We start from the raw sequence: 26549 nt of genomic DNA on the forward strand, positions 1-26549 counted from the left end.
CGCGCCAAGTTAAGTCGATAGCGTGTCGCAACAACAGAAGAAGCCAGATTTACCCCACTCACGTCAAAAACGACGAGACCCGCCCCGCTCGCTCACCGCCCCTGCACCGGCGCCTGCACGCGCGCCTTCCACTGCCCGCCCTTGCCGCGCCAGAAGCGCCACGCCGAAGCGAACGTGGCGCCCACATAGAACAGCGCGACGAGCGGCAAAAACGGTGCCCACAGCGGCGAACGGCGATAGTACGCGAGCATCGGCGCATAAGCGCAGCACATCAGCGCCCATGCCATCCACGCGGGCCAGCCGAGCGGGCCGAGCACGAGCGCGACCACGGGCGGCGCGAGGTAGATCACCGTCATGCCGAGGATCGTGCCCGCGAGCTGCCACGCCGAGTAATGAAGCTGCGTGAACGCCGTGCGCGCGATCATGTTCCAGATGTCCTTCCACGAATCGTAGGGGCGCAGCGAGACGCTCTTCGCCGCCACGTCGAGGCGGATCGGATGATGGCCTTCGCCGCGATGCTTGATGCGCGCGGCCAGACTGCAATCGTCGATGAGCTCGGCGCGGATCGACTCGATGCCGCCCGCTTCCTCCAACGCCTTGCGGCGCACCAGCATGCAGCCGCCCGCCGCCGCCGCCGTCTTGTTGCGCGGATTGTTGACCCACGAGAATGGGTAGAGTTTCGCGAAAAAGAACACGAATGCCGGGATCAGCGCCTTCTCCCAGAACGAGTCGCAGCGCAGGCGCACCATCAGCGAGACGAGGTCGCGCTGCTCGGCCTGCGCGCGCACCACGAGTTGCGCGAGGGCCTCGGGCGGATGGCCGATGTCGGCGTCGGTCAGGAGCAGATAGTCGGCGTTCAGGCCCAGCGTGCGCACCGCCTCGATGCCCTGCGACTGCGCCCACACCTTGCCGGACCAGCCCGCAGGCAGCGGCTTCGCGCTCACCACCGTGAGCTTTTCCGGGCATTGCAGCGCGAGCGCGGCGGCGCGTGCGGCTTCGGCGGTGCCGTCGGTGCTGTGGTCGTCGATCACGATGACATGAAACTCGCCGCCGTAGTCCTGGCGGAGCAGCGATGCGACAGCCTCGCCGATCGCGTCCGCCTCGTTGCGCGCCGGCACCACGGCGCACGCCGCCGGCCAGCCCGCCGCGGGCTCGACCAGGGGCAGCGGCGCGGCGGGACGCGCGCGCCAGAAGCCGCCCCGCGCGAACAGCAGCACGAGCCAGATCAGCAGAGAAAGACAGGACACGGCAAAGAGGATCGTTGTCATCATGCGTTGTTGCTCTCTATCGAAGGCGCCCCCAGGCGGCGCGACAGCCACATGGCGCCGGTGCGCAGCAGCACCACGGCCCAGTCGGCCGCGCCCAGCCGGGGCCGCGCGCGAAACACGTCGTAGCCGCTGCGCTCGATGATCTCCAGCATGCGCAAGCCTCCATGCACGACGCTGCACAACTCGAGCCCGAAGCGGCCCGGCACGCGCAGCGCGAGCGGCGCGCCGCTCAGCATGAGCGCGCGCGCGTGTGCCACTTCGTGCGCCATCAGCGCGCGCCAGGCGTCGTCCACCCGGCCCGCGGCGATCTGCGCGTCGCTCACCTGCATGCGCTCGCGGTCGGCCTGCGGGAGATAGATGCGGCCCCGGCTCCAGTCGGCCCGCACGTCCTGCAAGAAAGTGATGAGCTGCAAGGCGGTGCAGATGGCGTCGGAATCGGCGAGATTCTCGGGCGTGGCCTCGTCGATCAGGTGCAGCATCAGGTGCCCGATCGGGTTGGCCGAGCGGCGGCAAAAATCGAGCAGATCGTGGCGGTCGGCGTAGCGCGTGGTGCGGATGTCCTGATCGAACGCCGAGACCAGGTCGTAGAACGGCTCCAGCGGCAGCCGGCATTGGTACATCACTTTCGCGAGCCGCGCGAACAGCGCGGGGTGCACGGGCGCGAGACGCCCTTGCGCCACGGCGTCGAGCCCGGCGCGAAAGTCGGCGAGGCGCAAATGGCGCTCTTCGACGCTCCAGTCGCCTTCGTCGGCGATGCCGTCGAGGGTGCGCGCGACATGGTAGATCACACCGACAGGCGCTCTGAGCGCCTTCGGCAGCAAAATGCGCGCTACCGGAAAATCGTCGTGTTGGTCGGGTTCCATGAAGCGTCCAGATTGGGGTCGGTCCCGCACGACGCAGGCCGGCCGATGCGCGGGGACGTTAGTTTAAGGGTTCCCGCATCATGTTGCACTGCGCAAGGTAGCCGAGGCCGCCACGGGCCGTCTAGCGGCAAATCTTGCCGCAGCGGCAAGGCCGTCGCGCCGCCGAAAAGCGCATGAAAAAGGGGCCATGCTGATTGGCGTCGTATGCACGCCGCACCTTCCCGCGCGCCGCGCAGCAAAGCGGCGGCGAAGGGGTTAAAATGCGCGTCTGGTTTTTTCCGCCCCGCCTTTCTGCGGATACGTGCGGATCTCAGCACCTTATTAATATGATGGCCGCGGCGAATGGGTCTTTCACGGCTTGTTCGAAAATCCGCGGCAGTCGGAGTTCGCCACCTTATGCGAGTCATCCTTGCTCAACCCCGCGGCTTTTGTGCGGGGGTTGTCCGCGCTATCGAGATCGTCGACCGCGCATTGCAGAAACACGGCGCGCCGGTCTACGTGCGCCATGAAATCGTCCACAATCGCCACGTGGTCGAAAACCTGCGTAACAAGGGCGCGCGTTTCGTGGAAGAGCTCGACGAAGTGCCCGAGGGCGCGGTCGCCATTTTCAGCGCCCACGGCGTGGCCAAGACGGTCGAGCGGGCCGCCGACGAACGCGGCCTCGACGTGCTGGATGCAACCTGTCCGCTCGTCACCAAGGTTCACGTGCAGGGCCGCCAGTACGTCGCGGCTGGCCGCACGCTGATCCTGATCGGCCACGCCGGTCACCCGGAAGTGGAAGGCACGATCGGCCAGATTCCCGGCACCGTGCTGCTGGTGCAGAGCGAAGCCGATGTGGCGAAGCTCGACCTGCCGCTCGACGCGCCGCTCGCCTACGTGACGCAGACCACGCTGTCGGTGGACGACACGCGCGGCATCATCGACGCGCTGATCACCCGCTTTTCCGACATCGTCGGCCCGGACACGCGCGACATCTGCTATGCCACGCAAAACCGCCAGGCCGCGGTGCGCGAATTGTCCATCCAGGTGGACGTGCTGCTGGTGGTGGGCGCGACCAACAGTTCGAACTCGAATCGCCTGCGCGAGATCGGCAGCGAAACGGGCGTGCCGAGCTACCTCGTCGCAGACGGCTCGGAAGTGAAGCCCGAGTGGTTTGCCAACGCGCAAACCGTGGGCATCACGGCCGGTGCGTCGGCGCCCGAGGAAATGGTGGAAAACGTGATTGACGCGCTGCGCGCGTTGGGGCCTGTCGAGGTCTCGACGATGGCGGGCCGTGAAGAAAAAGTCGAATTCAAGCTGCCGTCGAAGCTGTTGCAACCGCTCGTCGCGCGCGAAGTTTAAGGAGGACACGCTTTGTCTATTCCGCTGCTACAAAAAGTCCGCGTTGGCTCGTACATCTTTCGCCAGCATTTCAGCGGCAACAAGCGCTATCCGCTCGCGCTGATGCTCGAGCCGCTGTTCCGCTGCAACCTGGCCTGCAACGGCTGCGGCAAGATCGACTATCCGGATCCCATCCTGAACCAGCGCCTGTCGCTGGCAGAGTGCCTGGAAGCCGTCGACGAGTGCGGCGCGCCGGTCGTCTCCATTGCAGGCGGCGAGCCGCTCCTGCACAAGGAAATGCCGCAGATCGTCAAGGGCATCATGGCGCGCAAGAAGTTCGTGTACCTGTGCACGAACGCGCTGCTGATGGAAAAGAAGATGGACGACTACGAGCCGAGCCCGTACTTCGTCTGGTCGGTGCACCTCGACGGCGACCGCGAAACGCACGACCACATGGTTTCCCAGGAAGGCACCTATGACAAGGCCGTCGCGGCCATCAAGGAAGCCAAGCGCCGCGGTTTCCGCGTGAACATCAACTGCACGCTGTTCAACGACGCCGTGCCCGAGCGCGTGGCGAAGTTCTTCGACACGGTCGGCGAGATCGGCGTCGACGGCATCACGGTGTCGCCGGGCTATGCGTATGAGCGCGCACCGGACCAGCAGCACTTCCTGAACCGCGAGAAAACCAAGAACCTGTTCCGCGAGATCTTCAAGCGCGGCAACAACGGCAAGAAGTGGTCGTTCAGCCAGTCGAGCCTGTTCCTCGACTTCCTGGCCGGCAACCAGACCTACGAATGCACGCCGTGGGGCAACCCGGCGCGCACGGTGTTCGGCTGGCAAAAGCCCTGCTATCTGGTCGGCGAAGGTTACGTGAAGACCTTCAAGGAACTGATGGAAACGACCGACTGGGACAAGTACGGCACGGGCAAGTACGAGAAGTGCGCGAACTGCATGGTTCACTGCGGCTTCGAGGCCACTGCCGTGCTGGACACGGTCTCGCATCCGCTCAAGGCCATGAAGGTCGCGATGAGCGGCCCGAAGACCGAAGGCGCGTTCGCCAAGGACATCCCGCTCGACGGCCAGCGTCCGGCCGAGTACGTGTTCTCGCGTCACGTCGAGATCAAGCTCGAAGAGATCAAGAACGCGGCCAAGACAAAAAAAGCCGCGACCGTCGCGGCAAGCTAAGCGGCCCAGACTCAGTGCTCGAAAGGGCGCAACGGTTCACACCGTTGCGCCCTTTCTGTTTTTGTTGCGGCAGATCGCAGCGGCGCGAGAACAGGCGTTTTCGGGATGGTGACGCGGCCACAATGCCGGGTTTCCCATCTACCGGACGCCGCGCCCGGTCCCGCGATGCGCCCGCGCGCGCCGCCGGCCCGGCCCCGCCGATCGCCACCATGTCTCCACTCTACGACGACGCCCTCGCCGCCTGGCGCACCGGGCAGCTGGCCGAGGCCGAGCAGCACTGCCGAGCCTTGCTCGCGCAAGCGCCCGGTCACGCGCAGGCGCTGCATCTGTCCACCCTGATCGCGCACCAGCAAGGCCGCGCGGCCGAAGCCGCAGCGCTGTTGCGCGAGGCGCTCGCGCCGCACCAGGATGCGCAGGGCCTCGTCGATCTCGCCCACGCCTTGCGCTCGCAAGGCCGCATCGACGACACGCGCGCCGCGCTGCGCCGCGCGCTCGCGCTCGATCCCACGCTGGCCGCCGCGCACTTCTACCTGGCCAACACCTTCGGCCCCGACGACGCCGCGCAAGCCGACGCCCATCTGCGCGCGGCCATCTGCCTCGATCCGGCGCTCGCGGAAGCGCACAACAACCTCGGCAATCTGCTGCGCACGACGCAGCCCAAGGAAGCGCGCGCGGCGTTCGAGCAAGCAATCGCGCTGCGCCCCGATTTCATGCACGCGCATTTCAACCTCGGCACGCTGCTGGTGTCGATGCAACCCGAGGCCGCCGAGGCCGCCGAGGCCGCGTTACGCCGCGCGCTCGAACTCGATCCGGACTTCGCCCCCGCGTGGAACCGTCTCGGGAAACTGCTTTCCGTGGCGCATCCCGACGAAGCCGAAGCCGCGCTGCGCCGCGCGATCGAGCTGGACCCCGCGCTGGCGGCGGCGCACTTCAACCTCGGCAACCTGCTCTGCGAGCGCCGCCCCGACGAAGCGGCGCAGGCCTTCCAGCGCGCGGTGGCGATCAAGCCGGACTTTGCCATCGCGTGGGTCAATCTCTCGCACTTGCTGGCGAAGACGGAACCCGGGCAAGCCGAAGCAGCGGCGCGCAAGGCCATCGCACTCGACCCCGGGCTCGCGGACGCGCATTACAACCTCGGCACGCTGATCGGCGTCACGCACCCCGACGAGGCCGCCGACGCGCTGCGCCGCGCCGTTGCCCTACAGCCTGACCACCTGCTCGCGTGGCATCACCTCGGCCTCGTGCTGAAGGGCGAGCGGCTGAGCGAGGGCGAAGCCGCACTGCATCGCGCGATCGGGCTCGATCCTGCCGACCCGGCCGGACACGCGGCGCTCGGCAACGTGCTGCTCGACATGGGGCGGCTCGACGAATCGGTGGCTTCGTACCAGAAGGCGGTGGCGCTCGCGGCAGCGCAGGAATCCGCAGGCAAGGACAACCGCAACGGCAGCGACAGCAACCGCGACGCCGTCGTCGCGCATGGCGACCTGATCTTCGCGCTCGCCTTCCAGACCGACGACCCGCAGGTGCTGCTCGACGAATGCCGGCGTTTCGCGGCGCGCTACGAGCCGTCGCTGCTCGAGGCGGCGCGCGCGCAGCCGCCGCATGCCAACGACCGCGCACCCGGGCGGCGCTTGCGCATCGGTTATGTTTCACCCGATTTTCGTTCGCATTGCCAGGCGCTTTTCACGGCGCCGCTGTTCTCGCACCACGACCGCGCGGCGTTCGAGATCGTCTGCTATGCGAGCGTCCCGAAGCCCGACGCTCTGACACAGCACCTCAAAAGCTTCGTCGATGTCTGGCGCGACGTGCACACGCTCGGCGACGCGGCGCTCGCGCAGCACATCCGCGAGGACCGCATCGACATCCTCGTCGACCTCACGATGCATATGGCCGGCGGACGGCGCCTGCTGTTCGCGCGGCGGCCCGCGCCAGTGCAGGTCGCGTGGCTCGCGTATCCGGGCACGACCGGCAGCGCGGCGATGGATTACCGGCTCACCGACCCATGGCTGGACCCCGTCGGCGAGCCCGGCCGCGACGCGCTCTACAGCGAGCGCTCGCTGCGCCTGCCGGATGCATTCTGGTGTTACGACGCGCAGGCCGCCGGGCTCGAAGTCAACGCATTGCCGGCGGCAGGCGGCGCGCCGTTCACCTTCGGCTGCCTGAACAATCCGGCCAAGATCAGCGACCACGCGCTGCGCCTGTGGAGCGGCGTGCTGGCCGCCGTGCCGCACGCGCGCCTGCTGTTGCTCGCGCCCCCGGGCGCGCCGCGCGAGCGGCTCAGGACGCGCGCGCAGGAGCGGGGCATCGACGCGGAGCGCATGGCGTTCGTCGGCCATCAGGCGCGCCGGCTATATCTGGAGACCTACCACCGCATCGATATGGCGCTCGACTCGTTTCCGTATAACGGGCACACCACGAGCCTCGACGCATCGTGGATGGGCGTGCCCGTCGTCACGCGCACGGGACGCTCGGCGGCGAGCCGGGGCGGTTTAAGCATCGCGGCGAATCTCGGCCTGCCCGAGCTCGTCGCGCACACCGACGCAGACTTCGTGCGCATCGCCGTCGACCTCGCGCGCGATCTGCCGCGTCTGGCCACGTTGCGCGCGGGGCTGCGCGCGCGCATGGAGGCGTCGCCGCTCATGGATGCGCCGCGCTTTGCCGCGAATATCGAAAACGCGTATCGGCAAATGTGGCAGGCCTGGTGCGACGCTCAGGAAGCGCGGCGAGCGGCGCGCGTGTCATCGCCGGAATAGCTCGCCGCATCGCGGCGGCGCGGCGCCGCTTTCACTTCGGTCACTTCGACTTCGCTCCGAAGGGCGAAACCAGCAGCGCCTTCGCCGCTTTCATCACCTTCATCGCCTTCGCCACGGTCTTGGTCAGGGTGGCGCTCGTACCCGTAACCGCGCTCGTGCGGGTCGCGGTCATGACCGCGGCCGTCACCGGCGGCGTCCAGCGGTACACCACGATGCTCGTGCCGTTGTAGTTGTCCTTGGTCACGACGTACTCGCCGGTCGAGCGGAGATACGCGCGCAGACCATACATCGAATCCACGTCGTTGCCCACGTAGACTGTGTTCGTGCTGCTGTCGATGAACGTGGTGTCGAGCGCGCCCGTGGTGAGGTTGAAGGCGTCGATGTTGGGCACCGTGTGCACGTAGCCCACGAACAGCTCGTTGCCGGCGGCCGTGATCGACTTGGGATTCGCGCTCGTAAGGGTGATCACCGGATTCGGCGCGCCCGTATTGCCCGCGAGCCAGCCGTGATAGACCTCCACGCGCGAGCCCACCGCGGTCCAGTCGGTGCTGCCGGTGATGCCCGCGAGCACCATCGTGTCGCTTTCGGGCAGGTAGATGATGCGCGTGAGGCGTCCAATCGTGCTCGGAATCGGCGTGGTGATCGCGGCGCCCCACAGCGGCTTGCCGTTCGCATCGAAGCCGGTCAGCGGATAGTGGGATATCACGTTGGTCTTGTCGAGCCCCACCCAGAGATCGCCCTTGCTGTCGAGGCAAAAGCCATTACGAACCGGCGCCGTCGTATTGAATGCCGGCCCCGGCAGCGTGTAGTCGGGAATGGCGATATAGCCGCTCGCTGCATTGAAATGGAAGAAGTAGAACGTATCGGGGTTCTGGCCGGCGGCCACGAGAATGCGCTGCCCATTCACGCTCGCAAGCTGTGCGAAATGTTCGCCGCGCGCAGGGTCGGCGAGATTGATGCGCGGGTCGTTCGGATACGTGATCGGGTCGATCGTGTTGGCCACGAAGGTGCCGCCAGCCGTGCCCGCGTAGAGGTTCATGCCGCCGTAGAAACGCGCGCCGTCGGTGGCCGGGTCGGGCGCGCCGTTGCCTTCGAAGTTGAGCGACTGGAGCATCCAGCGCAGATTGCCCGCGCCATCGTAGGCGTGAAGGTCGGTGCCGCCGTTGCGGCCGAGATCCCACGAGCCGCCCCAGGGATTGTTCAGCACGTACAGCGTGCCCGCGGAGTCCTTGCCGATGCCGGCCACGCGCGTGAAGCGTTTGGCGCCCACCTGGCCCTTGATGCCGGTGGTCGTGTCGAGATAGCCGCCCTGCACGCCGAAGGTGCCCGCGAAAGAAGGCGCGCCCGTGACGTTGTAGATCTTGATGTTCATGTCGGGGCCGGAGTCGCCGATCATCAACTGCGCGTTCTGCGCATCGAAATACAGCGACGACGGCCGCGCGCCGGAAGCCAGCTGAATGGTATTCAGCAGCTGGCCGCCGGGGCTGAACTCGAGCACCGCGCCCGCACTCTTTTGCGCGACCCAGAGATTGCCGAGCGCGTCCACCGCCAGCGCGCCCGGCCCCGTCACGCCGATGTCGCTTTGCCAGACGCCGGTCGTGGTGTACACGCGCACGCGGTTGCCGGGGAAGTCGCTGGCGTAGAGCAGCGAACCCGAGGTCGCGAGCCCGGTGACGACATCGGCGAGCTTCTCGGTCGTGTCGGCGCTTACGCCGATGAGCAGATCGCGCGCGCCGCTAGAGCGGTTGTATCGCCCGACGCTGCCGCTGCCGTAGCTCGCGTTGTACTGCATCGCGACGAACAGCGACGTGGCATTGCCCGTGATCGCACCGCCCTGGAAATCGGCGTGGCCGCCAATCGAGCCTGCGCTCTGGCCGTTCTGATAAATAGCCACGCCGCCTTCGTTTTCGTCCCACATCGACGCGGTGTAAATCACGCCTTCGGGCGCGACCCACATCGAGCGAGCCACGTTGCCCACGCGCGTCGTGCTAGTGCCGTAGGTGTTGGCCACCCAGTCGGTCGAGTATTGCGCTTCGCAAACGGGTGCAACCGTTGCGGCGAGGATGAGCGCAAGCCATGCGGCGCCCAGTCGGTGCAGGATCATGAGAGATTTCTTTGTGCAACGCCGTGCTGTACAGGCGTTCGAGGTGAGGTGTTGCCGTCCCCGGCAAGCTTGCAATCCGCTTCCCGACGATTCGAATCAGGGCACGACGTTGGGTACGCCATGACACATCGAATTGGTGTGGAATCTGGTTCAAGTTAACGGCGACGGACAGCAGGAGTTGAGCGCATCGAAGCATAAAAAAAGCGCGATGGATTTTGCCATCGCGCTTTTTGACGAGCATCGCCAGCTCGTCGAACGGGTTCGCTCAGCCGGTCTTCAGCAGCATTTCCCCGCGCCTGAACCATAGCGCGCGTTCTGCCGCTCGCGGAAAAACTCCTCGTAGGTCATGACCGGCCGGTCGGGATGCGTCGCGCGCATGTGCGCGACGTAGCTCTCGTAGTCCGGCAGCCCCACCATCAGGCGCATGGCCTGGCCCAGATAGCGGCCCGCCGTCTGCACGTTGTCGCGAAGTCCCGAGAACATGATGCGCTCCTGCGGCCAGGGCCCTAGTGCACGCCGTGCCGTGCAGCGATGGCCGCACCGCCTGCCGGCATCGCCTCGTACGGCGTTTCCTGCGCGGTCGGGCGGTCGCTGCGGCGTGCGCGCGCAATCGCAATCAGCCCGTACACCACGATGCTCGCCACCACGAAGATGAACAGGCCGGACAGCGCCGCGTCCACGTAGTCGTTGAAGATCATGCGCTGCATCTGCTCCAGCGACTTCGCGGGCGCGACGATCTTGCCGTCGGCGAGCGCCGCCGAGAGCTTCTGTGCGTGCGCGACGAAGCTCACCTTCGGGTTGCTGTCGAAGATCTTCTGCCAGCCGGCCGTGAGCGTGCAGATCAGCAGCCAGAGCGTGGGCAGCGCCGTGACCCAGGCGAACTTCTCGCGCTTCATCTTGAAGAGCACGACCGTCGCGAGCATCAGCGCAATGCCGGCGAGCATCTGGTTCGAGATGCCGAACAGCGGCCACAGCGTGTTGATGCCGCCGAGCGGATCGACCACGCCCTGATAGAGGAAGTAGCCCCACGCAGCCACGCACAGGGCGGTAGCAACGAGGTTCGCGACCAGCGAATCCGTGCGCTTGAGCGACGGGTGGAACGTGCCGAGCAAATCCTGCAGCATGAAGCGGCCCGCGCGCGTGCCCGCGTCGACGGCGGTCAGGATGAAGAGCGCTTCGAAGAGGATGGCGAAGTGATACCAGAACGCCATCATCGCTTCGCCGCCGATCACCTGGTGCAGGATCTGCGCCATGCCCACGGCCAGCGTGGGCGCGCCGCCCGCGCGCGCGATGATGGTGGTCTCGCCCACGGCTTGCGCGGTGTGCGTGAGCATGTCCGGCGTGAGCGCGAAGCCCCACTGGCCCACGGTTTGCGCAACGGCGTCCGGCGTCGTGCCGAGCACGGCGAGCGGCGCGTTCATCGCGAAGTACACGCCCGGCTCGATCACCGAAGCGGCCACCAGCGCCATGATCGCGACGAACGATTCCATCAGCATCGCGCCATAGCCGATGAAACGCGCGTTGGTTTCGTTATCGAGCATCTTGGGCGTAGTGCCCGACGAGATCAGCGCGTGGAAGCCCGAGACCGAGCCGCACGCGATCGTGATGAAGAGGAACGGGAACAGGTTGCCCGACCAGACCGGGCCGGTGCCGTCGATGAACTTCGTGAAGGCCGGCATCTTCAGTTCCGGCGCGACGATCAGAATGCCGATCGCGAGCGCGAGAATCGTGCCGATCTTCAGGAACGTCGAGAGGTAATCGCGCGGCGCGAGCAGCAGCCAGATCGGCAGCACCGATGCCACGAAGCCGTAGCCGATCAGGATCCACGTGAGCTGCGTGCCCGTGAACGTGAACCAGGCCGCGAGCGTGGGCGAATCGTGCACGTGCTGGCCGAACGCGATGGCGGCCATCAGCAGCACGAAGCCGATGATCGAGATCTCGCCGATCTTGCCCGGGCGGATGTAGCGCACGTAGAGGCCCATGAAGATCGCGATGGGAATCGTCGCGGCCACGGTGAACGTGCCCCACGGCGAGTTCGTGAGCGCCTTCACCACGATCAGCGCGAGCACCGCGAGAATGATGATCATGATGAGGAAGGTGCCGAACAGCGCGATCACGCCGGGGATGGGGCCGAGCTCCATCTTCACGAGGTCGCCGAGCGAGCGGCCGTCGCGGCGCGTGGAGAGGAACAGCACCACGAAGTCCTGCACCGCGCCCGCGAACACCACGCCCGCGAGAATCCACAGTATGCCGGGCATGTAGCCCATCTGCGCGGCCAGCACCGGGCCCACCAGCGGGCCCGCGCCCGCGATGGCCGCGAAGTGGTGGCCGAACAGCACGTACTTGTTGGTGGGCACGTAGTCGAGCCCGTCGTTGTGGCGCACGGCCGGCGTCATGCGCAGGCCGTCGAGCTGCACGACGGCGGTGGCGATGAAGCGGCTGTAGAAGCGATACGCGATCAGATAGACGCATACCGCGCAGATCACGATCCACAGTGCGCTGATGCGCTCGCCGTGCGCGAGTGCGATGGTGCCGAACGCGAATGCGCCGAGCAGCGCGACTAGCGTCCAGACGATCAGGCTGGTTGTCCGACTCATGCCGTCTCCTGTCTTATGGTTGGTTTTAAGCCCATGGGGGCGATGCCCGCTGAGGACCGCCACCCGTGTCATGCATCGACGACATGTGGCGCGCAGCATGGCGCACTGCGCCATGTAATGGCCGTGTAGTATTCGCCTTCGCGCCGCGCGCCACAACCGGACAACTACGTAAGCAATCTACGTACAACTACGTAGGTTAGTCGAAGTCAGTCCAAGCTCAAGGACAGGTGTAGCCCAACCGCAAGGCCTCGCGCACCGGCGCCATCTGCCGTGGAGAGTCCGCCAGCACCGCATCCACGCCCGCGCAGGCCGCTGCGCGGTAGTCGGCTTCGTTGTTGACGGCGATCGCCACGATATGCACGCCGGGGTTCGTGCGGAAGCACCGAACCGCTTCGGGCGACCAGAGCGTGGCGTCCGCCACCGTCGAGCGCGCTTCGCCGAGTGTGAACTGCTCGACGAGATCGACCTGGCGGCGCCATTCGAAGCCGGTCCACGCATTCGCGGGCGGCGGCGCCTCGCAGCGATGCGCGAGCGCGGCAGTGGCAAGCCGCCCGCGCGTGGCGTCGCGCGACTCGAACAGGCGCGCGCGCGGCAACGAGGCAAACGCCTGCTGGTAGCTCGCATCGGTCGAATAGATCTGCACACGCTCCCACGCGCCGGCCTGATCGAGCACGTGCGCCACGGCGGCTGCCTGCGGCGCCGCGGGCAAGGCCTTCATGTCGAGCATGACGGGCACATCCGGCGGTATCGCCGCGAGCGCGTCCGCAAGCGTGGGAATGCCGACGGGTGCGCTGCGGTACGGGTAGGTGTCGCGGCCGGACGCGTCCAGCGTCTTGAACTGCCAGCCCGCGTTGATGTGCGCGAGCTCCGCGGCACTTTTCGAAGCGACCGTGCCGCGCGCGTCGGTCAGCGCGGAAAGATCGGCGGGGCGGTAGAGGACCGGCACGCCATCGCTGCTCAACTGCACGGTGAGCCAGATGGCGTCGGCGCGATTCGCGAGCGCGGTGCGGATGGCGATCATCGTGTTCTCGGGCGCGTCGCCGGTGCCGCCGCGATGGGCGATCAGTTGCGGAACGGCAACCTCCGTGTGCGTGATCGTGCGGGCCTCGGAGTTGCCGCCGCAGGCGTTGAGCAACAGCGCGGCGCAAGCGGCGACGCTCGCGAGCAGAGAGCGGATCAGTGGGGTCTGTCGAGTCATGGTGCGTCAGGTTCAAGGCCGCTCGGAACGGGGGAAACAGCCAGCGCGACGGGGCAGGAGCGGTGCGGCCCTCGTTCGCCGCCGCATCATCGCCCGTAGCACAATCTCGAAAAATCCAGGTGCGCACCGCACTTCGTGCGCAGCCGTTATGCTTGCACACCTGGTATCCGAACGCCGCCATGCCCGCCCCATTTTTCTTCAACGACCGCCTGAAGACGAAGATCTTCCTGCTCGCGGTCGTGCCCTTTCTCGCCGCCATTGCCAGCATCGGCATCGGCGTGCGGCAGCAGGCGACCGCGCTCGCGCGCACGCAACACGCCACGATGCAGGCGGCGTTTCTGTCGAGCAAGGAAGTCGAGCTGCGCCATTACGTCGAGCTCGCAACGAGCGCCATCGCGCCGCTGTACGAAGCCAGCGAGAGCCGCACCACAGGCGCCGCCGATAGCATCGCCAGCAGCGTCGCCGAGCGCCAGCGCGCCGCGCTCGCCGTGCTGCAGAAGATGGACTTTGGCCCGGACGGCTATTTTTTCGTCTACGACATGCACGGCCGCTCGCTCATGCATCCGCGCGAGCCGGGCCTCGTCGGCCAGGATCTCTGGAACCTGCGCGACCCGCAGGGCGCGCTCACGATTCAGCAGCTCGTGAGCGCGGCTTCGCACGGCGGCGGCTTCGTGCGCTACATGTGGCACCGGCCGTCGACGGGCAAGCTCGCGCCGAAGCTCGGCTATGTCGTCGGGCTGCCGCGCTGGGGCTGGATGGTCGGCACCGGCATCTATCTCGACGACGTCGAGTCCACGCTCGCGCGCACCGACGAGCGCGCCTCGGCCAATATCGAGCGCACGCTGCAATGGCTCGGCATCATCGCGCTCGCGGGCGTAGGCGTGTTCGCGCTCGGCGCGCTCGTGCTCAACGTAAGCGAGTACCGCAGCACCGACGCGAAGCTCAAGCGCCTCGCGCAGCAAGTGGTGGAGTCGCAGGAGCAGGAGCGGGCGCGCCTCTCGCGCGAGCTGCACGACGGCATCAGCCAGATGCTGGTTTCCGCGAAGCTGCTGCTCGAATCGGCGCTTGCGCGCTTCGAACGCGGCGAGGCGCGCGTGCCCGCGGCGGAGGCCTCGCTGTCGACCGGTCTCGCGCGGCTTTCGGAGACGCTGCGCGAGGTACGCCGCATCTCGCACGCGCTGCGCCCGGCGATGCTCGACGATCTCGGTCTCGCCGCCGCGCTCGAGCAGCTGACGCGCGAGCTGGCCGAGGAATCGGAGATGGAGATCGGCTTCACGCAGTCGGGCGCGAAACCCGCCGCGAAACCGGGCGCGTTGCCCGCTGCAGGCGATGGCGATAGCGGCACGACCCCAGGCGCCGCGCCCTTGCCCGACGCCGTGAATACGGTGCTGTTCCGCATCGCCCAGGAAGCGCTCACCAACATCGTGAAGCACGCCGGCGCGCGGCGCGCCGCGCTCACGCTCGACGTCGCGCCCAACGGCGTGACGCTCACCATCGCCGACAATGGCCGGGGCTTCGACGTCGCGCACGCGCTCGCCGATCCGCGCGCGGGCATGGGCCTGCGCAACATGCGCGAGCGGCTCGAACCGCTCGGCGGGCGGCTCTCGGTCAGCTCGAAGCCGGGCCACACCGTGGTCGACGCCTGGGTGCCGATCGCACTCGCCAGCGCGGCCGCCAAGGCACGCGGCCTCCAGGGCAACGCACTGAAAAGAAACACACCATGAACGAACCAGGCAAACCGGCGCGCCTCGTGCTCGTCGACGATCATCCGCTCGTGCGCGACGGCCTGCGTGCGCGCCTCGAAGCCGTGCCGGGCCTCGAAGTCGCGGGCGAGGCGGGCAACGCCGACGAGGCCATCGGGCTGGCCGCCGCGCTCGAGCCCGATCTCGCGCTGATGGACGTGGGCATGGCCGGAATGAACGGCATCGCGCTCGCGGGCATCTTTCACGAGCGCTTTCCGGCGATCCGCGTGCTGATGCTCTCGATGCACGACAACGTCGAATATGTGGCGCAAGCGGTGCGCGCGGGCGCGAGCGGTTATGTGCTCAAGGATTCGCCGGCCACCGAGATCGTGCGCGCGATCGAAGCGGTACTGGCCGGGCAGACGTATTTCAGCGCGGGGCTAGGCGTGCGCATGCTGCAGGCATCGCTGAAGGAAACGCCCATCGAGCGCCTCACGCCGCGCGAGCTCGACATTCTCGACGCGCTCGCCGAAGGCCTGTCGAGCAAGCAGATTGCACAGCGCGCCGGGCTATCGGTGCGCACGGTGGAGACGCACCGGCTCAATCTCAAGCGCAAGCTCGATATCGAAGGCCAGGCAGAACTGATCAAATTCGCGGTGGAGAACCGCAGAAAGCGGGAAGGCGCCTGAAGGTATCCAAGGATATCTGAAGGCGTACTTCCCGCGCAGCGCGCGCCGCTTTAGCCGCGCGCGTTGTGATCGACGAGATACTTGATGAGCCCGTCGATGCCGCCCTTGGCGATCTGGTCGGCGAACTGGGTCTGATAGACCTGGATGAGCCACGCACCCATCATGTTGATGTCGTAGATCTTCCAGCCGTTGGCGCCGCGCTCGAGGCGATAGTCGATGGCATCGTCGCCGCCGTTGCTGAGCACGTGCGACTGCACGACGGTGTCCTTCGCGCCCGCGCCCGTGTTGGACGGCACGAACTTGAAGGTGACCTGCGCGTCGCGCAGCTGCGAGAGCGATGAGGCGTAGGTCTTCACGAGCAGGAGCTGGAATTGCTCATACAGCTTTTGCTGCTGCTCCGGCGTGGCCGTGGTCCAAGCCTTGCCGATCGCGATGCGCGTGGTGCGCTTGAAGTCGGTGGCCGGCACGAAGTGGGTCTCGACCACGCTCGTGATCTTGTTCATGTCGCCGCCGCGCGCCTGCGGGTCGGCTTGCATCGCCTTCACGGTGCCTTCCACCGCGCTCTTGACGACGGCGTCCGGCGAGGATTGCGCGAGGGCGGTGCCAGAGACGCCCGACAGAAAGGCGGCGGCGAGAAATGCGGTCAGATAGCGTTTCATACGTGTTCTTGAGCGTTCTTGAACAGTGAATATCAGGTGCCGGCACGGCGGCCCGGAACAAGCCCGGCCCAACGTTCGATCGACGTTGAACCGGCCCCATCAGGCCCGATCCCGCCCCGACCGGGCCAGTATAACGGCTTTAGTGCACGGCTCGCGTGCGCAAGCCGCGCCGGGAGGAGCGAGGCCGGTATACTTGGGCGCTTTCCGTCAAGAATTTATCGACAAGGCCCCCTCGCCTTTATGCTGAAGCCATTCATCATCCACCTCGTCGCCTGGTCGGTTCGCCGCGCGGCGTGGGTCATCGCATTCGCGCTCGTCCTCGCCGCCTTGAGCGGCGCGTACGTCGCGAAGCACTTCAAGATCAATACGGACGTGAGCGGCCTCGTCGAGAACAAGGCCGAGTGGGCCGCGCTCAGCAACGCCAAGGACAAGGCGTTCCCGCAGCGCGGCGCGTCGCTGCTCGTGGTGATCGAGGCGCAGGCGCCCGAGCTCGCCGACGCCGCCGCCGACAAGCTCGCCGAAGCGCTCAAGCAGGATGCGCACGAATTCAGCGCCGTTTCGCAGCCTGCGGGCGGGCCGTTCTTCGAGCACAACGGGCTCTTGTTCCCGCCCACCCAGACCGTGCTCTCCACCACGGGCCAGCTCGTGCAGGCGCGCCCGCTCGTGAACCAGCTCGCGAAGGATCCGAGCCTCGCCGGGCTCGCCGGCACGCTCACGACCACGCTGCAACTGCCCCTCACGATCGGCCAGGTGAAGCTGCCGCAAATGGCGTCGCTGCTAGGCAGCGCCGCCGGCGTAGTCGACCAGGTGCTGGCCGGCAAGCCCGCCGCGTTCTCGTGGCGCGCGCTCGTCGACAAGGATTCGGCCGCAAAGCCCGCGTTTGCATTCGTCACGGTTCAGCCGGTGCTGAATTTCGCGGCGCTCAAGGCCGGCGCGAGCGCCTCGCAGGCGATCCGCGACACCGCCGCGCGCCTGCATCTGGACACCGAATACGGCGCGCACGTGCGCCTGACCGGCGAGCAGCCGCTCGCCGACGAGGAGTTCGCTTCGGTGCAGGACGGCGCCGCGCTCAACGGCATCGTCACGGCCATCGTCGTGCTCGTGATTCTCTGGCTCGCGCTGCGCTCGGGACGCCTGATCGGCGCGGTGCTCGTCACGCTCGTGATCGGCCTCGTCATCACGGCCGCGCTCGGGCTCATGATGATCGGCTCGCTCAACATGCTGTCGGTCGCGTTCATGGTGCTGTTCGTGGGCCTCGGGGTCGACTTCGGCGTGCAGTTCGGCGTGAAGTACCGCGAGCATCGTTTCGAGGAGGAGCGCCTCGAAACGGCGCTGCTCAAGACCGCGCGCACCATCGGCGTGCCGCTCACGCTCGCGGCCATCGCCGTGGCGGAAAGTTTCTTTTCGTTCCTGCCGACCGCCTACAAGGGCCTCTCGGAGCTCGGCCAGATCGCCGGCGTGGGCATGTTCGTCGCGTACCTCGCGAACATGACGGTGTTCCCGGCGCTCATCAGCGTGTTCAAGCCCAAGGGTGAGCGCGCCTCGCCGGGCTTCCCGTTCCTCGCGCCGGTGGACACCTGGCTCGCCGGGCATCGCAAGCCGGTGCTGATCACCACCCTCATCGTGGTGCTGGGCGCGACGCCGCTGCTGCTGCATCTGCGCTTCGACTTCAATCCGCTGCACCTGAAAGACCCGCATACCGAGTCGATGGCCACGCTCATCGCGCTCAAGAACTCGCCGGTCATCTCGATCAACGATGTGAGCGCGCTCGCGCCCAATCTCGCGGAGGCCGACAAGATCGCCGCGAAGCTCGCGAAGCTGCCCGAAGTGGCCCGCGCCACCACGCTCAGCTCGCTGATCCCCGACGATCAACAGCAAAAGCTCATGCTGATCTCGAGCGCCGCGCAGCAACTACTGCCCGCGCTCACGCAGCAGCCGTCCGCGCCCGTCACCGACGCCGTGCGCGTGGACACGCTCAAGCGCGCGGCGCGCCAGCTCGCGCTCGCGGCAGGCGATCACCCGGGACCGGGCGCCGCCGAGGCCAAGCATCTTTCCGACAGTCTCGTGAAGCTCGCGAACGCCGACGCCGCCACGCGCGACCGCGCCGAAGCCGCCTTCAGCCTGCCGCTCAAGCTCGCCTTCGCGCAGCTCGCGCGGCTGCTGCAGCCTTCGCCCATCACGCGCGAGAACCTGCCGCGCACGATGGTCGACGACTGGGTCTCGCCGGTCACGGGCCAGGCGATCGTGGATATCGCGCCGCGCGTGCCGGCCGGCGTCGACCCCAACGACGACATCATGCTTGCGCGCTTCGCGCATGCGGTGAAGCAAGCGGAGCCGAGCGCCATCGGCGGCCCGATCTCGATCCTGCATTCGGCGAACGTGATCATTCTCGCGTTCTTCCAGGCCGCGGGCTGGTCGGTGCTGCTCATCACGGCGCTCTTGTGGATCACGCTGCGCAACTTCAGCGACGTGCTGCGCACGCTGATTCCGCTGCTGGTTTCGGCGCTCGTGACGCTGGAGTTGTGCGTTGTGTTCGGCATCCAGCTCAATTTCGCCAACATCATCGCGCTTCCCCTGATGCTGGGCGTGGGCGTCGCATTCAAAATCTACTTCGTGATGGCGTGGCGCGCGGGGCAGACCGGCCTCCTGCAGTCGAGCCTCACGCATGCAGTGCTGTTCTCGGCCGCCACCACGGCGACAGCATTCGGCAGCCTGTGGCTTTCGCATCATCCGGGCACCTCGAGCATGGGCAAGCTGCTCGCGCTGTCGCTGTTTTGCACGCTGATCGGCGCAGTGGTGTTCCAGCCGGTGTTGATGGGCAAGCCGCGCGCAAAGCGCGCACGAGCGCAAATCCAGGGGATTGATCAATGAAGAAAAAACAAGCCGCGCTCACGATGGCGGCGGCGAGCCTGGTGCTCCTCGTGACCTCGGGCTGCGCCACGGGCCCCGAGCGCAAGCCAGGCGACCCGTTCGAGCCCGCGAATCGCGCGATTTTCACGTTCAACGATAAACTCGACACCTACATCGCGCAGCCAATCGCGAAGGGCTATCAGAAGGTGACGCCGAAGCCGGTGCGCCAGGCGATCACGAACTTCTTCTCGAACCTCGGCGACGCGAGCAATTTTGCCAACAACCTGCTGCAGCTGAAGATCACCGACGCCACCCAGGATCTCATGCGGATGGCGATCAATTCGACCTTCGGGCTGGGCGGCCTGATCGACTTCGCCACGCTCGCGGGGCTGCCGAAGCACCATCAGGACTTCGGCCTCACGCTCGGCCACTACGGCGTGCCGGCCGGCCCGTACCTCGTGCTGCCCCTGTTCGGGCCGAGCGACGTGCGCGACGGCATCGGCATGGGCGTGGACGTGAAGTTCAACGTCATCAATTACTTTCAGCCCGCGGTGCGCAACCCGTTCTACATCATGCAGTTCGTGAGCGCGCGCTCGGACCTGCTTGGCGCGACTGACCTGCTCAAGCAGGCCGCGCTCGACCCGTATTCGTTCGTGCGCGACGCATACAGCCAGCAGCGCCAGTCGCTGATTCGCGGCTCGCAGAACAATGCACCGCCGCCGAATTACGGCGATCCGGACGCCGAGGGTGCTGAAGGCGCTGGGGGCGCGTCGGGTGCCGCTGGCGCTGCCGGGGCCGCTGGTGGGTCGGGCAAGCCGGGCAACAGCAACCTGCCGAATTACGAGGATCCGGGCGAGTCGGGCGGTTCGCCGGATGGGGCGGGTTCGGGCGCCAAGGGCGGATCGGGTGGATCGAGCGGATCGGGTGCTTCGAACAACGGGCTGCCGAACTACGAGGATCCGGGCGAGTCGACGGGCGCCGCCGGCGCGGCGACTGCGGCGAGCGGCGCGACGGCTGCCGCGCCCGCACCATCGGCATCCGCACCCGTGGCGGCCTCGGCTGCTGCTCCCGCGTCGGCGGTTTCGGCTCCGTGACATGGGGTGGCGCGCTTGCGCCACCGTGACGCCTTCTCCAGTCCCCCGGTCATCCGATGCCCGCACCGCCCAGCAGCCAACTCACCCCGGAAAAAACGCGCCCGAGGCCGTCAGCACGCGCCGCGCCGCCGTAAGCGTCTTGCGCGCCGCGCCGGCGTCAGCGGCCACGCGCAGCAGGCCGCCCAGCTGCAGGGGATCGCGCGCGAGTTCGCGCAGAATCGGCAGAACGGCCGTGGAGCCGTCGTCGCGCAAGCCGGCCATCGCGGCCTTCGGCAGGCTGCGCCAGGCCGGATCCACCACCGCACGGCAGACCGCGAACGGCAGGCCGCGTGCCGCGGCGGCAGCCGCAGCCAGATGCGACTCCATGTCGACAGCGAGCGCGCCGCCGCTCGACCGGTGCAGCGCCGCTTTGTCCGCCGCGCCGGTGAGCGGCGCTGACACGGCGGCCTCCACGCCGCGCCGCATGCGCGCGGCCAGCGGCGAGTCGAGCAGCGCCGCCGCCATGCGCTTGCTCCACGCCGCATCGCAGGCGATGCGGCCGAGCGGACCGTCCACGGCGTCGGCAATGATGAGCGTGCCCGGTTCGAGATCCGGCCCGAGGCCGCCCGCCGTGCCGAAGCTGATCACGCCCGCTGCGCCGCGATCGAGCGCCGCCGCGAGCGCGCGTTCGAGCAGATCGGCGCGCGCGGCGTAGACCGCCGCAATGCCGTCGCCGCCCTTGCCCGCCGCGATGCTTGCCTCGAAGGCCATGCCGGTCACGGCGATCACGGGCAGCGAGGCTGGCGTGCCATTCGTGCTTTTCGTGCGTTGCACGCGCGCTGCGGTGATGGCGGTTGCAAGTTCCACGGCCGTCGTCACAAACCGGCCGTGACGTGCGTGGCGCCGTCGCGCTTGAGGTTGCGGTAGCGCGCCAGCGCCCACAGCGGGAAGAACTTGCGGTAGCCGTGGTAGCGCAGATAGAACACGCGCGGAAAGCCCGTGGCCGTGAAGCGCGTTTCGTCCCACAAGCCGTGCTCGCGCTGCGTGGCCTGCAGCCACGCCACTCCGCGCGCGACGGCCGGATGGTTCACCTCGCCCGCCGCCATCAGGCCGAGCAGCGCCCACGCCGTTTGCGACGCGGTGCTCGGCGCGCGCTCGTAGCCGCGGTATTCGAGCTTGTAGCTGGTGCCGTCCTCGCCCCAGCCGCCGTCGTCGTTCTGGATGCCGACGAGCCACTGCGCCGCGCGCTTCATGCGCGAATCGGTGTGCGCGAGGGCCGCGGCGTTCAGCGCGCACAGCGCCGTCCAGGTGCCGTAGATATAGTTCATGCCCCAGCGGCCATACCAGCTGCCGTCGGCTTCCTGCTCGGCGAGGAGGTAGTTGAAGGCGCGCTGCGCCGGCTCGCTCGTCGCGGGCAATTCGCCGAGCTGCGCGAGCATCGAGAGGCAGCGGCCCGAGACGTCGGCCGTCGGCGGATCGAGCAGCGCGCCGTGATCCGAGAACGGAATGCTGTTCAGGTACTCGTGCGTGTTTTCCGGCTCGAACGCGCCCCAGCCGCCATTTCCGCTCTGCATGCCGACCACCCATTCGCGCCCGCGCGCGATGGCTTCCTCGTAGGCGTGGGTCTGGTCGATCTGGTCCACGCGGCGCATCGCGGCCACGACCACGGCCGTATCGTCGACGTCGGGGTAGTGCGGGTTCGCGTACTGGAACGCCCAGCCGCCCGGACGCGTGGCGGCGCGGCGCGAGATCCAGTCGCCGCGCACGTCGAGAATCTGCAGCGGGCGCAGCCATTCGAGGCCGCGCCGCGCCGCTTCGTGCGCGCGCGCGTCGCCGGTTTCGATGAGCGCGTGCGCGGCGAGCGAGGTGTCCCACACCGGCGAGAGGCACGGCTGGACGTACGCTTCCTCGGCGTGGATGGTCACGAGCTTTTCGACCGACTGGCGCGCGATCGCGCGGTGCGGATGATCGGCGGGGTAGCCGAGCACCTCGTACATCATCACGGCGTTGGCCATCGCGGGGAAGATCGCGCCGAGCCCGTCCTCGCCGTTCAGGCGTTCGTCGACGAAGGCCACCGCCGCGTCGATCGCGCGCTGGCGCAGATAGTTCGGGAACAGCGGATCGGTGATGCGCAGCACGCCGTCCACGGCGCGAAAGAAGCCGAACCAGCCCTTGCTCTGGTGCGGCGAGCGCTCGTTCAGGCCCGTGGTGACGGGCGCGCCGCGGAACAGCTCGTCGATGCGCACGCCGCGCGGGTTCTTCGCGACCGGCCGCTTCGCGCCGAGCACGAGTAGCGGCACGATCACCGTGCGCGCCCAGTACGAGACCTTGGTGAGATGGAACGGGAACCACTGCGGCAACAGCATGATCTCGACCGGCATCATCGGCGTCGCGTACCAGCTGACCACGCCGTAGAGCGCGAGCAGGATGCGCGTGAACACGTTGGCCTTTTCCGCGCCGCCCGCCGCGAGGATCGCCTCGCGTGCGCGCACCATGTGATCGGCGTCTTCGGCATCGCCAATCATCTTGAGTGCGAAATAAGCCTTGATGGTCGCGCTCACGTCCATCTCGCCTTCGGCGAAGAGCGGCCAGCCGCCGCCGGGCAGCTGGATGCGGCGCAGGTAGCGCGCGATCTTCGCTTCGAGCTCGAGGTTCGCCTCCTCGCCCAGATAGTGCACGAGCAGCACGTATTCGGCTGGAATCGTGGCGTCGGCTTCGAGCTCGTAGACCCAGTGGCCGTCGGCGCGCTGGTCGGCAAGGATCGCGTCGGTCGCACGCGTGACCGCGGCGGCGAGTGCGTCGATCACGGCAACGTCTGCGCCGGCGGCAGGCGCGGATGCGTGGGGGGTCGCTACGTCGAGCATGGCGACGCCCGGCGTGGCGACGCCCGGCGCGTTCGCGAGGTCGTCGGCCGGCATGGCCTCTGAAAGATCGTTCATCAATACATCCTGGTCTCTAAAAGCAGGTCCGCGGCCTTGCGGCCTGAGCGGATCGCTCCTTCGATCGTGGCGGGCAGGCCGGTTGCAGTCCAGTCACCGGCGAGCGTCAAGTTGGTCCAGCGGGTGCGCGCCGCCGGGCGGCGCAGTTCTTCTTGCGGCACGGCGGCGAAGCCCGCGCGGGCTTCGCGCGCGAGCTGCCAGGCGGGCAGCGGCTGCGCCGGCAGCGATGCGGCTTGCGCCACATCGGCCCAGACGCGCCGCGCGAGGTCTTCGGGCGCCAGCGCGTCGAGCGTATTGGACATGCCGAAGGCCACGGCATCGTGGATCGTGGCGGAAATGCGGCCCGCACCCGCGAACAGCCATTCGGCCGTGCCGTTCACGAGCGCCATCGGCGTGGCCATGCCGGGCGGCGGTTCCACGGCGAAGTGCAGCGTGATGGCAGCCGTGTGGCGCTGCGGCGTCTGCAGCGCGGGCACGAGCGCGGCGGCATCGGGGGCCGGCACGGCCAGCACGACCGCTTCGTCCTCGCCCAGCGGGACGCAGCCACTCTCGAAATCGAGCGCGACGATGCGGCTCGCCGCGTCGTCGTACACGATCTCCTTTAACGGCGCATCGAGCCGGATCGCCGCGCCGCCATGCTGGAGCATGCGCAGCGCCGGATCGACGAACGCGCTCGACAAGCCATTGCGCGCCATCAGCGGCCGGAATGCCTCGCCGCCGGCGGACAGCACCTCGCGCAGCAACGTGGCCGCGAGCTCGGCGCTGGCCTCGCGCGGCTCGACGTTGAGCGCCGCGAGAAACAGCGGGCGCAGCAGGCGGTCCCAGAGCAGGCCGTCGCAGCGCATGGTCTGCGCCATCGTGCGGCCGGGCTTCGCGAACAGGAGCGGCAGCAGCGCGAGATAGTCCGACACCTTGGTGCCCGGCACGCGCGCATGGGCGTCGCCGATCCAGAACGGCACGCGCGAACGCGAAAAACGCACGCTCCAGCGCGAGCACGCCGCGAGATCCATGAATGCGAAGGCCGACTCGCCCGGACCCGTGAGCTCGTCGGCGGCACCGATAGTGCGCACGTAGTCGAGCGTGGCCTCATGGCCCGCCAGCACGAGATGATTGCCGCTATCGAGCGTAAGCGCGAGCGTGCGGTCGTAGTACGAGCGGCATCGTCCACCGGCCTGGGAGGCGGCCTCGTGCAGCGCGACCTGGACCCCGTGCCGCTGGAGCCGGATCGCTGCGGCGAGGCCCGCGAGCCCGGCGCCGATCACGTGGACGAGCCGTGGCATTCGCATGCTCATAGGTAAGCAGACCCTAAAACAGCGCGTAGCGCGCGACGATCCACATGAGCCGCGCGCGCGGCTTGACGACCTTGGTGCGCGGCAGATCGAAGCCGCGCTCGACAGTGCACTCGAGCAGCACGCGGTACACGCCCGACATGATGCGCGGCGCCTTCACCTGCACGCGCGGCGTGCGGTCCATGATCGCGTCGGCTTCGGCGAAATGGGCGAGCGCGCGCTGCACGAGCGTCGCGCAGACGCGCGGCAGCGAAGGATCGGCGGCGATCTCACGCGGATTCGACGTCGCGATGCCCTCGCGCGCGAGCAGCTCGCGCGGCAGGTAGCAGCGGTTGATGTCCGCGTCCTCGTCGATGTCGCGCAGAATGTTCGTGAGCTGCAAGGCGCGCCCGAGGTGATGCGAGAGCAGGTGGCCAGGCTCGTCGGCCATGCCGAAGATCTTCACCGAAAGGCGGCCCGCCGCGCTCGCCACGCGGTCGCAATAGAGGTCGAGCGTGGCTTCGTCGGGCGCGCAGATGTCCTCGGCGGCGTCCATGGCCATGCCGTCGATCATCGCGTGGAAGTCCTCGCGCGCGAGCCCGAACGTATGGATATGGCGCGTGAGCGCCGCGAGCGAGTCGCGCGGCGTGCCGGCGTAGCACGCGTCGATGTCGGCGCGCCATTGGTCGAGCCCCGCCGCACGCTCGGCGCGCGGCAGGTCGCTGTCCGCGATGTCGTCGACTGCGCGGCAGAAGGCGTAGACCTGATACATGGCGTCGCGCTGCGCTGGCGGCAGAATCCGCATTGCCAGATAAAACGAACTGCCCGACGAAGCGGCGGCGGCGTCGGTTTGCTGTGTATCGTCCACGACGAGGTTGGAAACGGCCAAGACGATCTCCGCTGGGGGCGCCCCCGGCGGGGCTTTTCAGATATTCGGGCCCGCCTGTCGCGGGTCGCCCGCGCGCGCGGACACGCGCGAGGCACCGGCCCTATCGGAACGCCATTCAGGGTTCACGGCCGGAAACGGCCAAAAGTATAGCAATCTTTACTCGCCGCCGCAGGCGCGACCAGTGAGGAAAGCGCCAATACCGGAAAGGGGGCCAGACCCTGCGGCCAAAGCTCAGGAAATTGCGTGCTCCCACGCGACGGAGCGATTGCGCCCCTCGCGCTTGGCGCTGTAGAGGGCCGCATCGGCCTCGTTGATCATGACTTCGTAACCGGTCGCGCCGGGCCGTGCGGCGGCGGCGCCCACGCTCGCCGTGACGGACACGACCATGCCCTCCACCTTCACGGGCACATCGCTGATCGTGTGACGAATCTTTTCGGCGACGCGCAATGCGTCGGCAAGCGGCGTGCACGGCAGCAGCAGCGCGAACTCCTCGCCACCGAAGCGCCCGAACACGTCCTGCTTGCGCACCACCTGGGCCACGCGCTGCGCCATGGCGCGCAGCACGGTGTCGCCGGCGACATGGCCGAATTCGTCGTTAATCTTCTTGAAGTGGTCCAGATCGAACAGCAGCACCGACATCTCGCCGCCGTAGCGCTGCCAGCGCGCGAATTCGTCGGCGAGCCGCGCCTCGAAATAGCGCCGGTTCGCGATGCCCGTGAGGCCGTCGCGGTCGGCGTATTCGCGCAGCTTCGCCACTGCGTCCTCGCGCTCGCGCTGCATGACGCTCACGTGCGTGACGTCGGAAATGGTCACGCACACGGCGATCACCTCGCGCTCCTGCATGAGCGGCATGAAGGTGCAGTCCTGCTGCATGTAGTCCACGCCGCCCGTGATGGGGCGGTCGTGATCGAAGCGGAACAGCCAGGGCCGCTGCTCCCAGGAGCTGAACGCGAAGCTGCCGAGCTGGAACACGCTCTCGACCTTGCGCGCGAGCCACGCGCGCGGCAACTCGGGAAAGTGCTCGAAGACGCAACGGCCGATCACGTCGGCCGCCGTCACGCCGCTGTGGTCCTGCATGAAGCGGTTCCACATCAGCACGTTCAGGTCGCGGTCGAGCACGAAGATGCCGAAGCCCACACGCTCCACCACGAGATCGGAGAGCGACGGCATCGCCGCCGCCGGGACCGGGGCCGTCGCCGGGACGGACAGGTC

19 protein-coding genes are annotated in these 26549 nt (G+C 67.8%); 7 read left to right on the forward strand and 12 right to left on the reverse strand.

Annotated features, from left to right (window positions below; all coding sequences use genetic code 11):
• Positions 1–92: 92 nt before the first annotated feature.
• Together PWP93_RS18360 and hpnC are read right to left on the reverse strand one after the other, a co-directional pair.
• Positions 93–1271 (reverse strand): glycosyltransferase, encoded by a 1179-nt coding sequence (locus PWP93_RS18360; RefSeq protein WP_421045421.1) that lies wholly within the window; start codon positions 1269–1271, stop codon positions 93–95.
• Positions 1268–2131 carry a squalene synthase HpnC gene (gene hpnC / locus PWP93_RS18365; protein WP_421045422.1) on the reverse strand — a complete coding sequence of 288 codons (864 nt, stop codon included), beginning with the start codon at positions 2129–2131 and terminating at the stop codon, positions 1268–1270. The genes PWP93_RS18360 and hpnC overlap by 4 nt, the downstream gene beginning before the upstream one ends.
• A 396-nt stretch (positions 2132–2527) precedes the next feature.
• On the opposite strand from hpnC, the gene ispH reads away from it, so the two are divergent.
• The 3 genes from ispH to PWP93_RS18380 all read left to right on the forward strand — a co-directional run bounded on the left by ispH (position 2528) and on the right by PWP93_RS18380 (position 7389).
• Positions 2528–3472: a 4-hydroxy-3-methylbut-2-enyl diphosphate reductase gene (gene ispH / locus PWP93_RS18370; protein WP_421045423.1), complete on the forward strand. Its 945-nt coding sequence runs from the start codon at positions 2528–2530 to the stop codon at positions 3470–3472.
• 12 nt (positions 3473–3484) lie between these two features.
• Complete coding sequence (gene hpnH, locus PWP93_RS18375) at positions 3485–4636, forward strand: adenosyl-hopene transferase HpnH (RefSeq protein ID WP_421026268.1); 1152 nt, start codon at positions 3485–3487, stop codon at positions 4634–4636.
• Between the two features lie 209 nt (positions 4637–4845).
• Complete coding sequence (locus PWP93_RS18380) at positions 4846–7389, forward strand: tetratricopeptide repeat protein (RefSeq protein ID WP_421045424.1); 2544 nt, start codon at positions 4846–4848, stop codon at positions 7387–7389.
• 40 nt (positions 7390–7429) lie between these two features.
• On the opposite strand, the gene PWP93_RS18385 is transcribed toward PWP93_RS18380, so the two are convergent.
• From PWP93_RS18385 to PWP93_RS18400, 4 genes are all read right to left on the reverse strand, one after another.
• Positions 7430–9493 (reverse strand): SMP-30/gluconolactonase/LRE family protein, encoded by a 2064-nt coding sequence (locus PWP93_RS18385; RefSeq protein ID WP_421045425.1) that lies wholly within the window; start codon positions 9491–9493, stop codon positions 7430–7432.
• Between the two features lie 276 nt (positions 9494–9769).
• Positions 9770–9976: a YbdD/YjiX family protein gene (locus tag PWP93_RS18390; protein ID WP_421045426.1), complete on the reverse strand. Its 207-nt coding sequence runs from the start codon at positions 9974–9976 to the stop codon at positions 9770–9772.
• Positions 9977–9999: 23 nt separating this feature from the next.
• The gene (locus tag PWP93_RS18395) at positions 10000–12090 is read right to left on the reverse strand and encodes a carbon starvation CstA family protein (protein WP_421045427.1); all 2091 of its coding nucleotides are present in this window, start codon (positions 12088–12090) and stop codon (positions 10000–10002) included.
• 217 nt (positions 12091–12307) lie between these two features.
• The gene (locus PWP93_RS18400; RefSeq protein ID WP_421045428.1) at positions 12308–13288 is read right to left on the reverse strand and encodes a glycerophosphodiester phosphodiesterase family protein; all 981 of its coding nucleotides are present in this window, start codon (positions 13286–13288) and stop codon (positions 12308–12310) included.
• A 179-nt stretch (positions 13289–13467) separates the two neighbouring features.
• On the opposite strand from PWP93_RS18400, the gene PWP93_RS18405 reads away from it, so the two are divergent.
• Positions 13468–15012: a cache domain-containing protein gene (locus PWP93_RS18405; protein ID WP_421045429.1), complete on the forward strand. Its 1545-nt coding sequence runs from the start codon at positions 13468–13470 to the stop codon at positions 15010–15012.
• Positions 15009–15659 carry a response regulator gene (locus PWP93_RS18410; RefSeq protein WP_421045430.1) on the forward strand — a complete coding sequence of 217 codons (651 nt, stop codon included), beginning with the start codon at positions 15009–15011 and terminating at the stop codon, positions 15657–15659. Before PWP93_RS18405 ends, PWP93_RS18410 begins: the two co-directional genes overlap by 4 nt.
• Before the next feature lie 50 nt (positions 15660–15709).
• On the opposite strand, the gene PWP93_RS18415 is transcribed toward PWP93_RS18410, so the two are convergent.
• Positions 15710–16318, reverse strand: coding sequence for an MlaC/ttg2D family ABC transporter substrate-binding protein (locus tag PWP93_RS18415; protein ID WP_421026275.1), 609 nt, complete (start codon positions 16316–16318; stop codon positions 15710–15712).
• A gap of 240 nt (positions 16319–16558) precedes the next feature.
• Here PWP93_RS18415 and PWP93_RS18420 point away from each other — a divergent pair, with 240 nt between their 5' ends.
• Together PWP93_RS18420 and PWP93_RS18425 are read left to right on the forward strand one after the other, a co-directional pair.
• Positions 16559–19189: an MMPL family transporter gene (locus PWP93_RS18420; RefSeq protein WP_421045431.1), complete on the forward strand. Its 2631-nt coding sequence runs from the start codon at positions 16559–16561 to the stop codon at positions 19187–19189.
• A complete protein-coding gene (locus tag PWP93_RS18425; protein ID WP_421045432.1) occupies positions 19186–20262 on the forward strand; it encodes a VacJ family lipoprotein in 1077 nt (358 codons plus the stop codon). The genes PWP93_RS18420 and PWP93_RS18425 overlap by 4 nt, the downstream gene beginning before the upstream one ends.
• 81 nt (positions 20263–20343) lie before the next feature.
• On the opposite strand, the gene PWP93_RS18430 is transcribed toward PWP93_RS18425, so the two are convergent.
• The 5 genes from PWP93_RS18430 to PWP93_RS18450 form a co-directional block, all read right to left on the reverse strand.
• Positions 20344–21012 (reverse strand): phosphorylase, encoded by a 669-nt coding sequence (locus PWP93_RS18430; protein ID WP_421046110.1) that lies wholly within the window; start codon positions 21010–21012, stop codon positions 20344–20346.
• A 104-nt stretch (positions 21013–21116) separates the two neighbouring features.
• Complete coding sequence (gene shc / locus PWP93_RS18435) at positions 21117–23180, reverse strand: squalene--hopene cyclase (RefSeq protein WP_421045433.1); 2064 nt, start codon at positions 23178–23180, stop codon at positions 21117–21119.
• Positions 23180–24460: a hydroxysqualene dehydroxylase HpnE gene (gene hpnE / locus PWP93_RS18440; protein WP_421045434.1), complete on the reverse strand. Its 1281-nt coding sequence runs from the start codon at positions 24458–24460 to the stop codon at positions 23180–23182. The genes shc and hpnE overlap by 1 nt, the downstream gene beginning before the upstream one ends.
• Before the next feature lie 25 nt (positions 24461–24485).
• Complete coding sequence (hpnD, locus tag PWP93_RS18445) at positions 24486–25337, reverse strand: presqualene diphosphate synthase HpnD (RefSeq protein WP_421045435.1); 852 nt, start codon at positions 25335–25337, stop codon at positions 24486–24488.
• A 231-nt stretch (positions 25338–25568) separates the two neighbouring features.
• Positions 25569–26507, reverse strand: a complete 939-nt coding sequence (locus PWP93_RS18450; protein ID WP_421026281.1) for a sensor domain-containing diguanylate cyclase — start codon at positions 26505–26507, stop codon at positions 25569–25571.
• Between the last annotated feature and the right edge of the window lie 42 nt (positions 26508–26549).

The organism is Paraburkholderia sp. A1RI-2L, assembly GCF_048957375.1.
Lineage (GTDB): Bacteria > Pseudomonadota > Gammaproteobacteria > Burkholderiales > Burkholderiaceae > Paraburkholderia.

Bases quoted from the DNA above. Each gene is read 5' to 3' on its own strand.
- PWP93_RS18360 (WP_421045421.1), bottom strand. From the start codon at position 1,271: ATGATGACAACGATCCTCTTTGCCGTGTCCTGTCTTTCTCTGCTGATC.
- hpnC (WP_421045422.1), bottom strand. From the start codon at position 2,131: ATGGAACCCGACCAACACGACGATTTTCCGGTAGCGCGCATTTTGCTG.
- ispH (WP_421045423.1), top strand. From the start codon at position 2,528: ATGCGAGTCATCCTTGCTCAACCCCGCGGCTTTTGTGCGGGGGTTGTC.
- PWP93_RS18380 (WP_421045424.1), top strand. From the start codon at position 4,846: ATGTCTCCACTCTACGACGACGCCCTCGCCGCCTGGCGCACCGGGCAG.
- PWP93_RS18385 (WP_421045425.1), bottom strand. From the start codon at position 9,493: ATGATCCTGCACCGACTGGGCGCCGCATGGCTTGCGCTCATCCTCGCC.
- PWP93_RS18390 (WP_421045426.1), bottom strand. From the start codon at position 9,976: ATGTTCTCGGGACTTCGCGACAACGTGCAGACGGCGGGCCGCTATCTG.
- PWP93_RS18395 (WP_421045427.1), bottom strand. From the start codon at position 12,090: ATGAGTCGGACAACCAGCCTGATCGTCTGGACGCTAGTCGCGCTGCTC.
- PWP93_RS18400 (WP_421045428.1), bottom strand. From the start codon at position 13,288: ATGACTCGACAGACCCCACTGATCCGCTCTCTGCTCGCGAGCGTCGCC.
- PWP93_RS18405 (WP_421045429.1), top strand. From the start codon at position 13,468: ATGCCCGCCCCATTTTTCTTCAACGACCGCCTGAAGACGAAGATCTTC.
- PWP93_RS18410 (WP_421045430.1), top strand. From the start codon at position 15,009: ATGAACGAACCAGGCAAACCGGCGCGCCTCGTGCTCGTCGACGATCAT.
- PWP93_RS18415 (WP_421026275.1), bottom strand. From the start codon at position 16,318: ATGAAACGCTATCTGACCGCATTTCTCGCCGCCGCCTTTCTGTCGGGC.
- PWP93_RS18420 (WP_421045431.1), top strand. From the start codon at position 16,559: ATGCTGAAGCCATTCATCATCCACCTCGTCGCCTGGTCGGTTCGCCGC.
- PWP93_RS18425 (WP_421045432.1), top strand. From the start codon at position 19,186: ATGAAGAAAAAACAAGCCGCGCTCACGATGGCGGCGGCGAGCCTGGTG.
- PWP93_RS18430 (WP_421046110.1), bottom strand. From the start codon at position 21,012: ATGGCCTTCGAGGCAAGCATCGCGGCGGGCAAGGGCGGCGACGGCATT.
- shc (WP_421045433.1), bottom strand. From the start codon at position 23,180: ATGAACGATCTTTCAGAGGCCATGCCGGCCGACGACCTCGCGAACGCG.
- hpnE (WP_421045434.1), bottom strand. From the start codon at position 24,460: ATGCCACGGCTCGTCCACGTGATCGGCGCCGGGCTCGCGGGCCTCGCC.
- PWP93_RS18450 (WP_421026281.1), bottom strand. From the start codon at position 26,507: ATGCCGTCGCTCTCCGATCTCGTGGTGGAGCGTGTGGGCTTCGGCATC.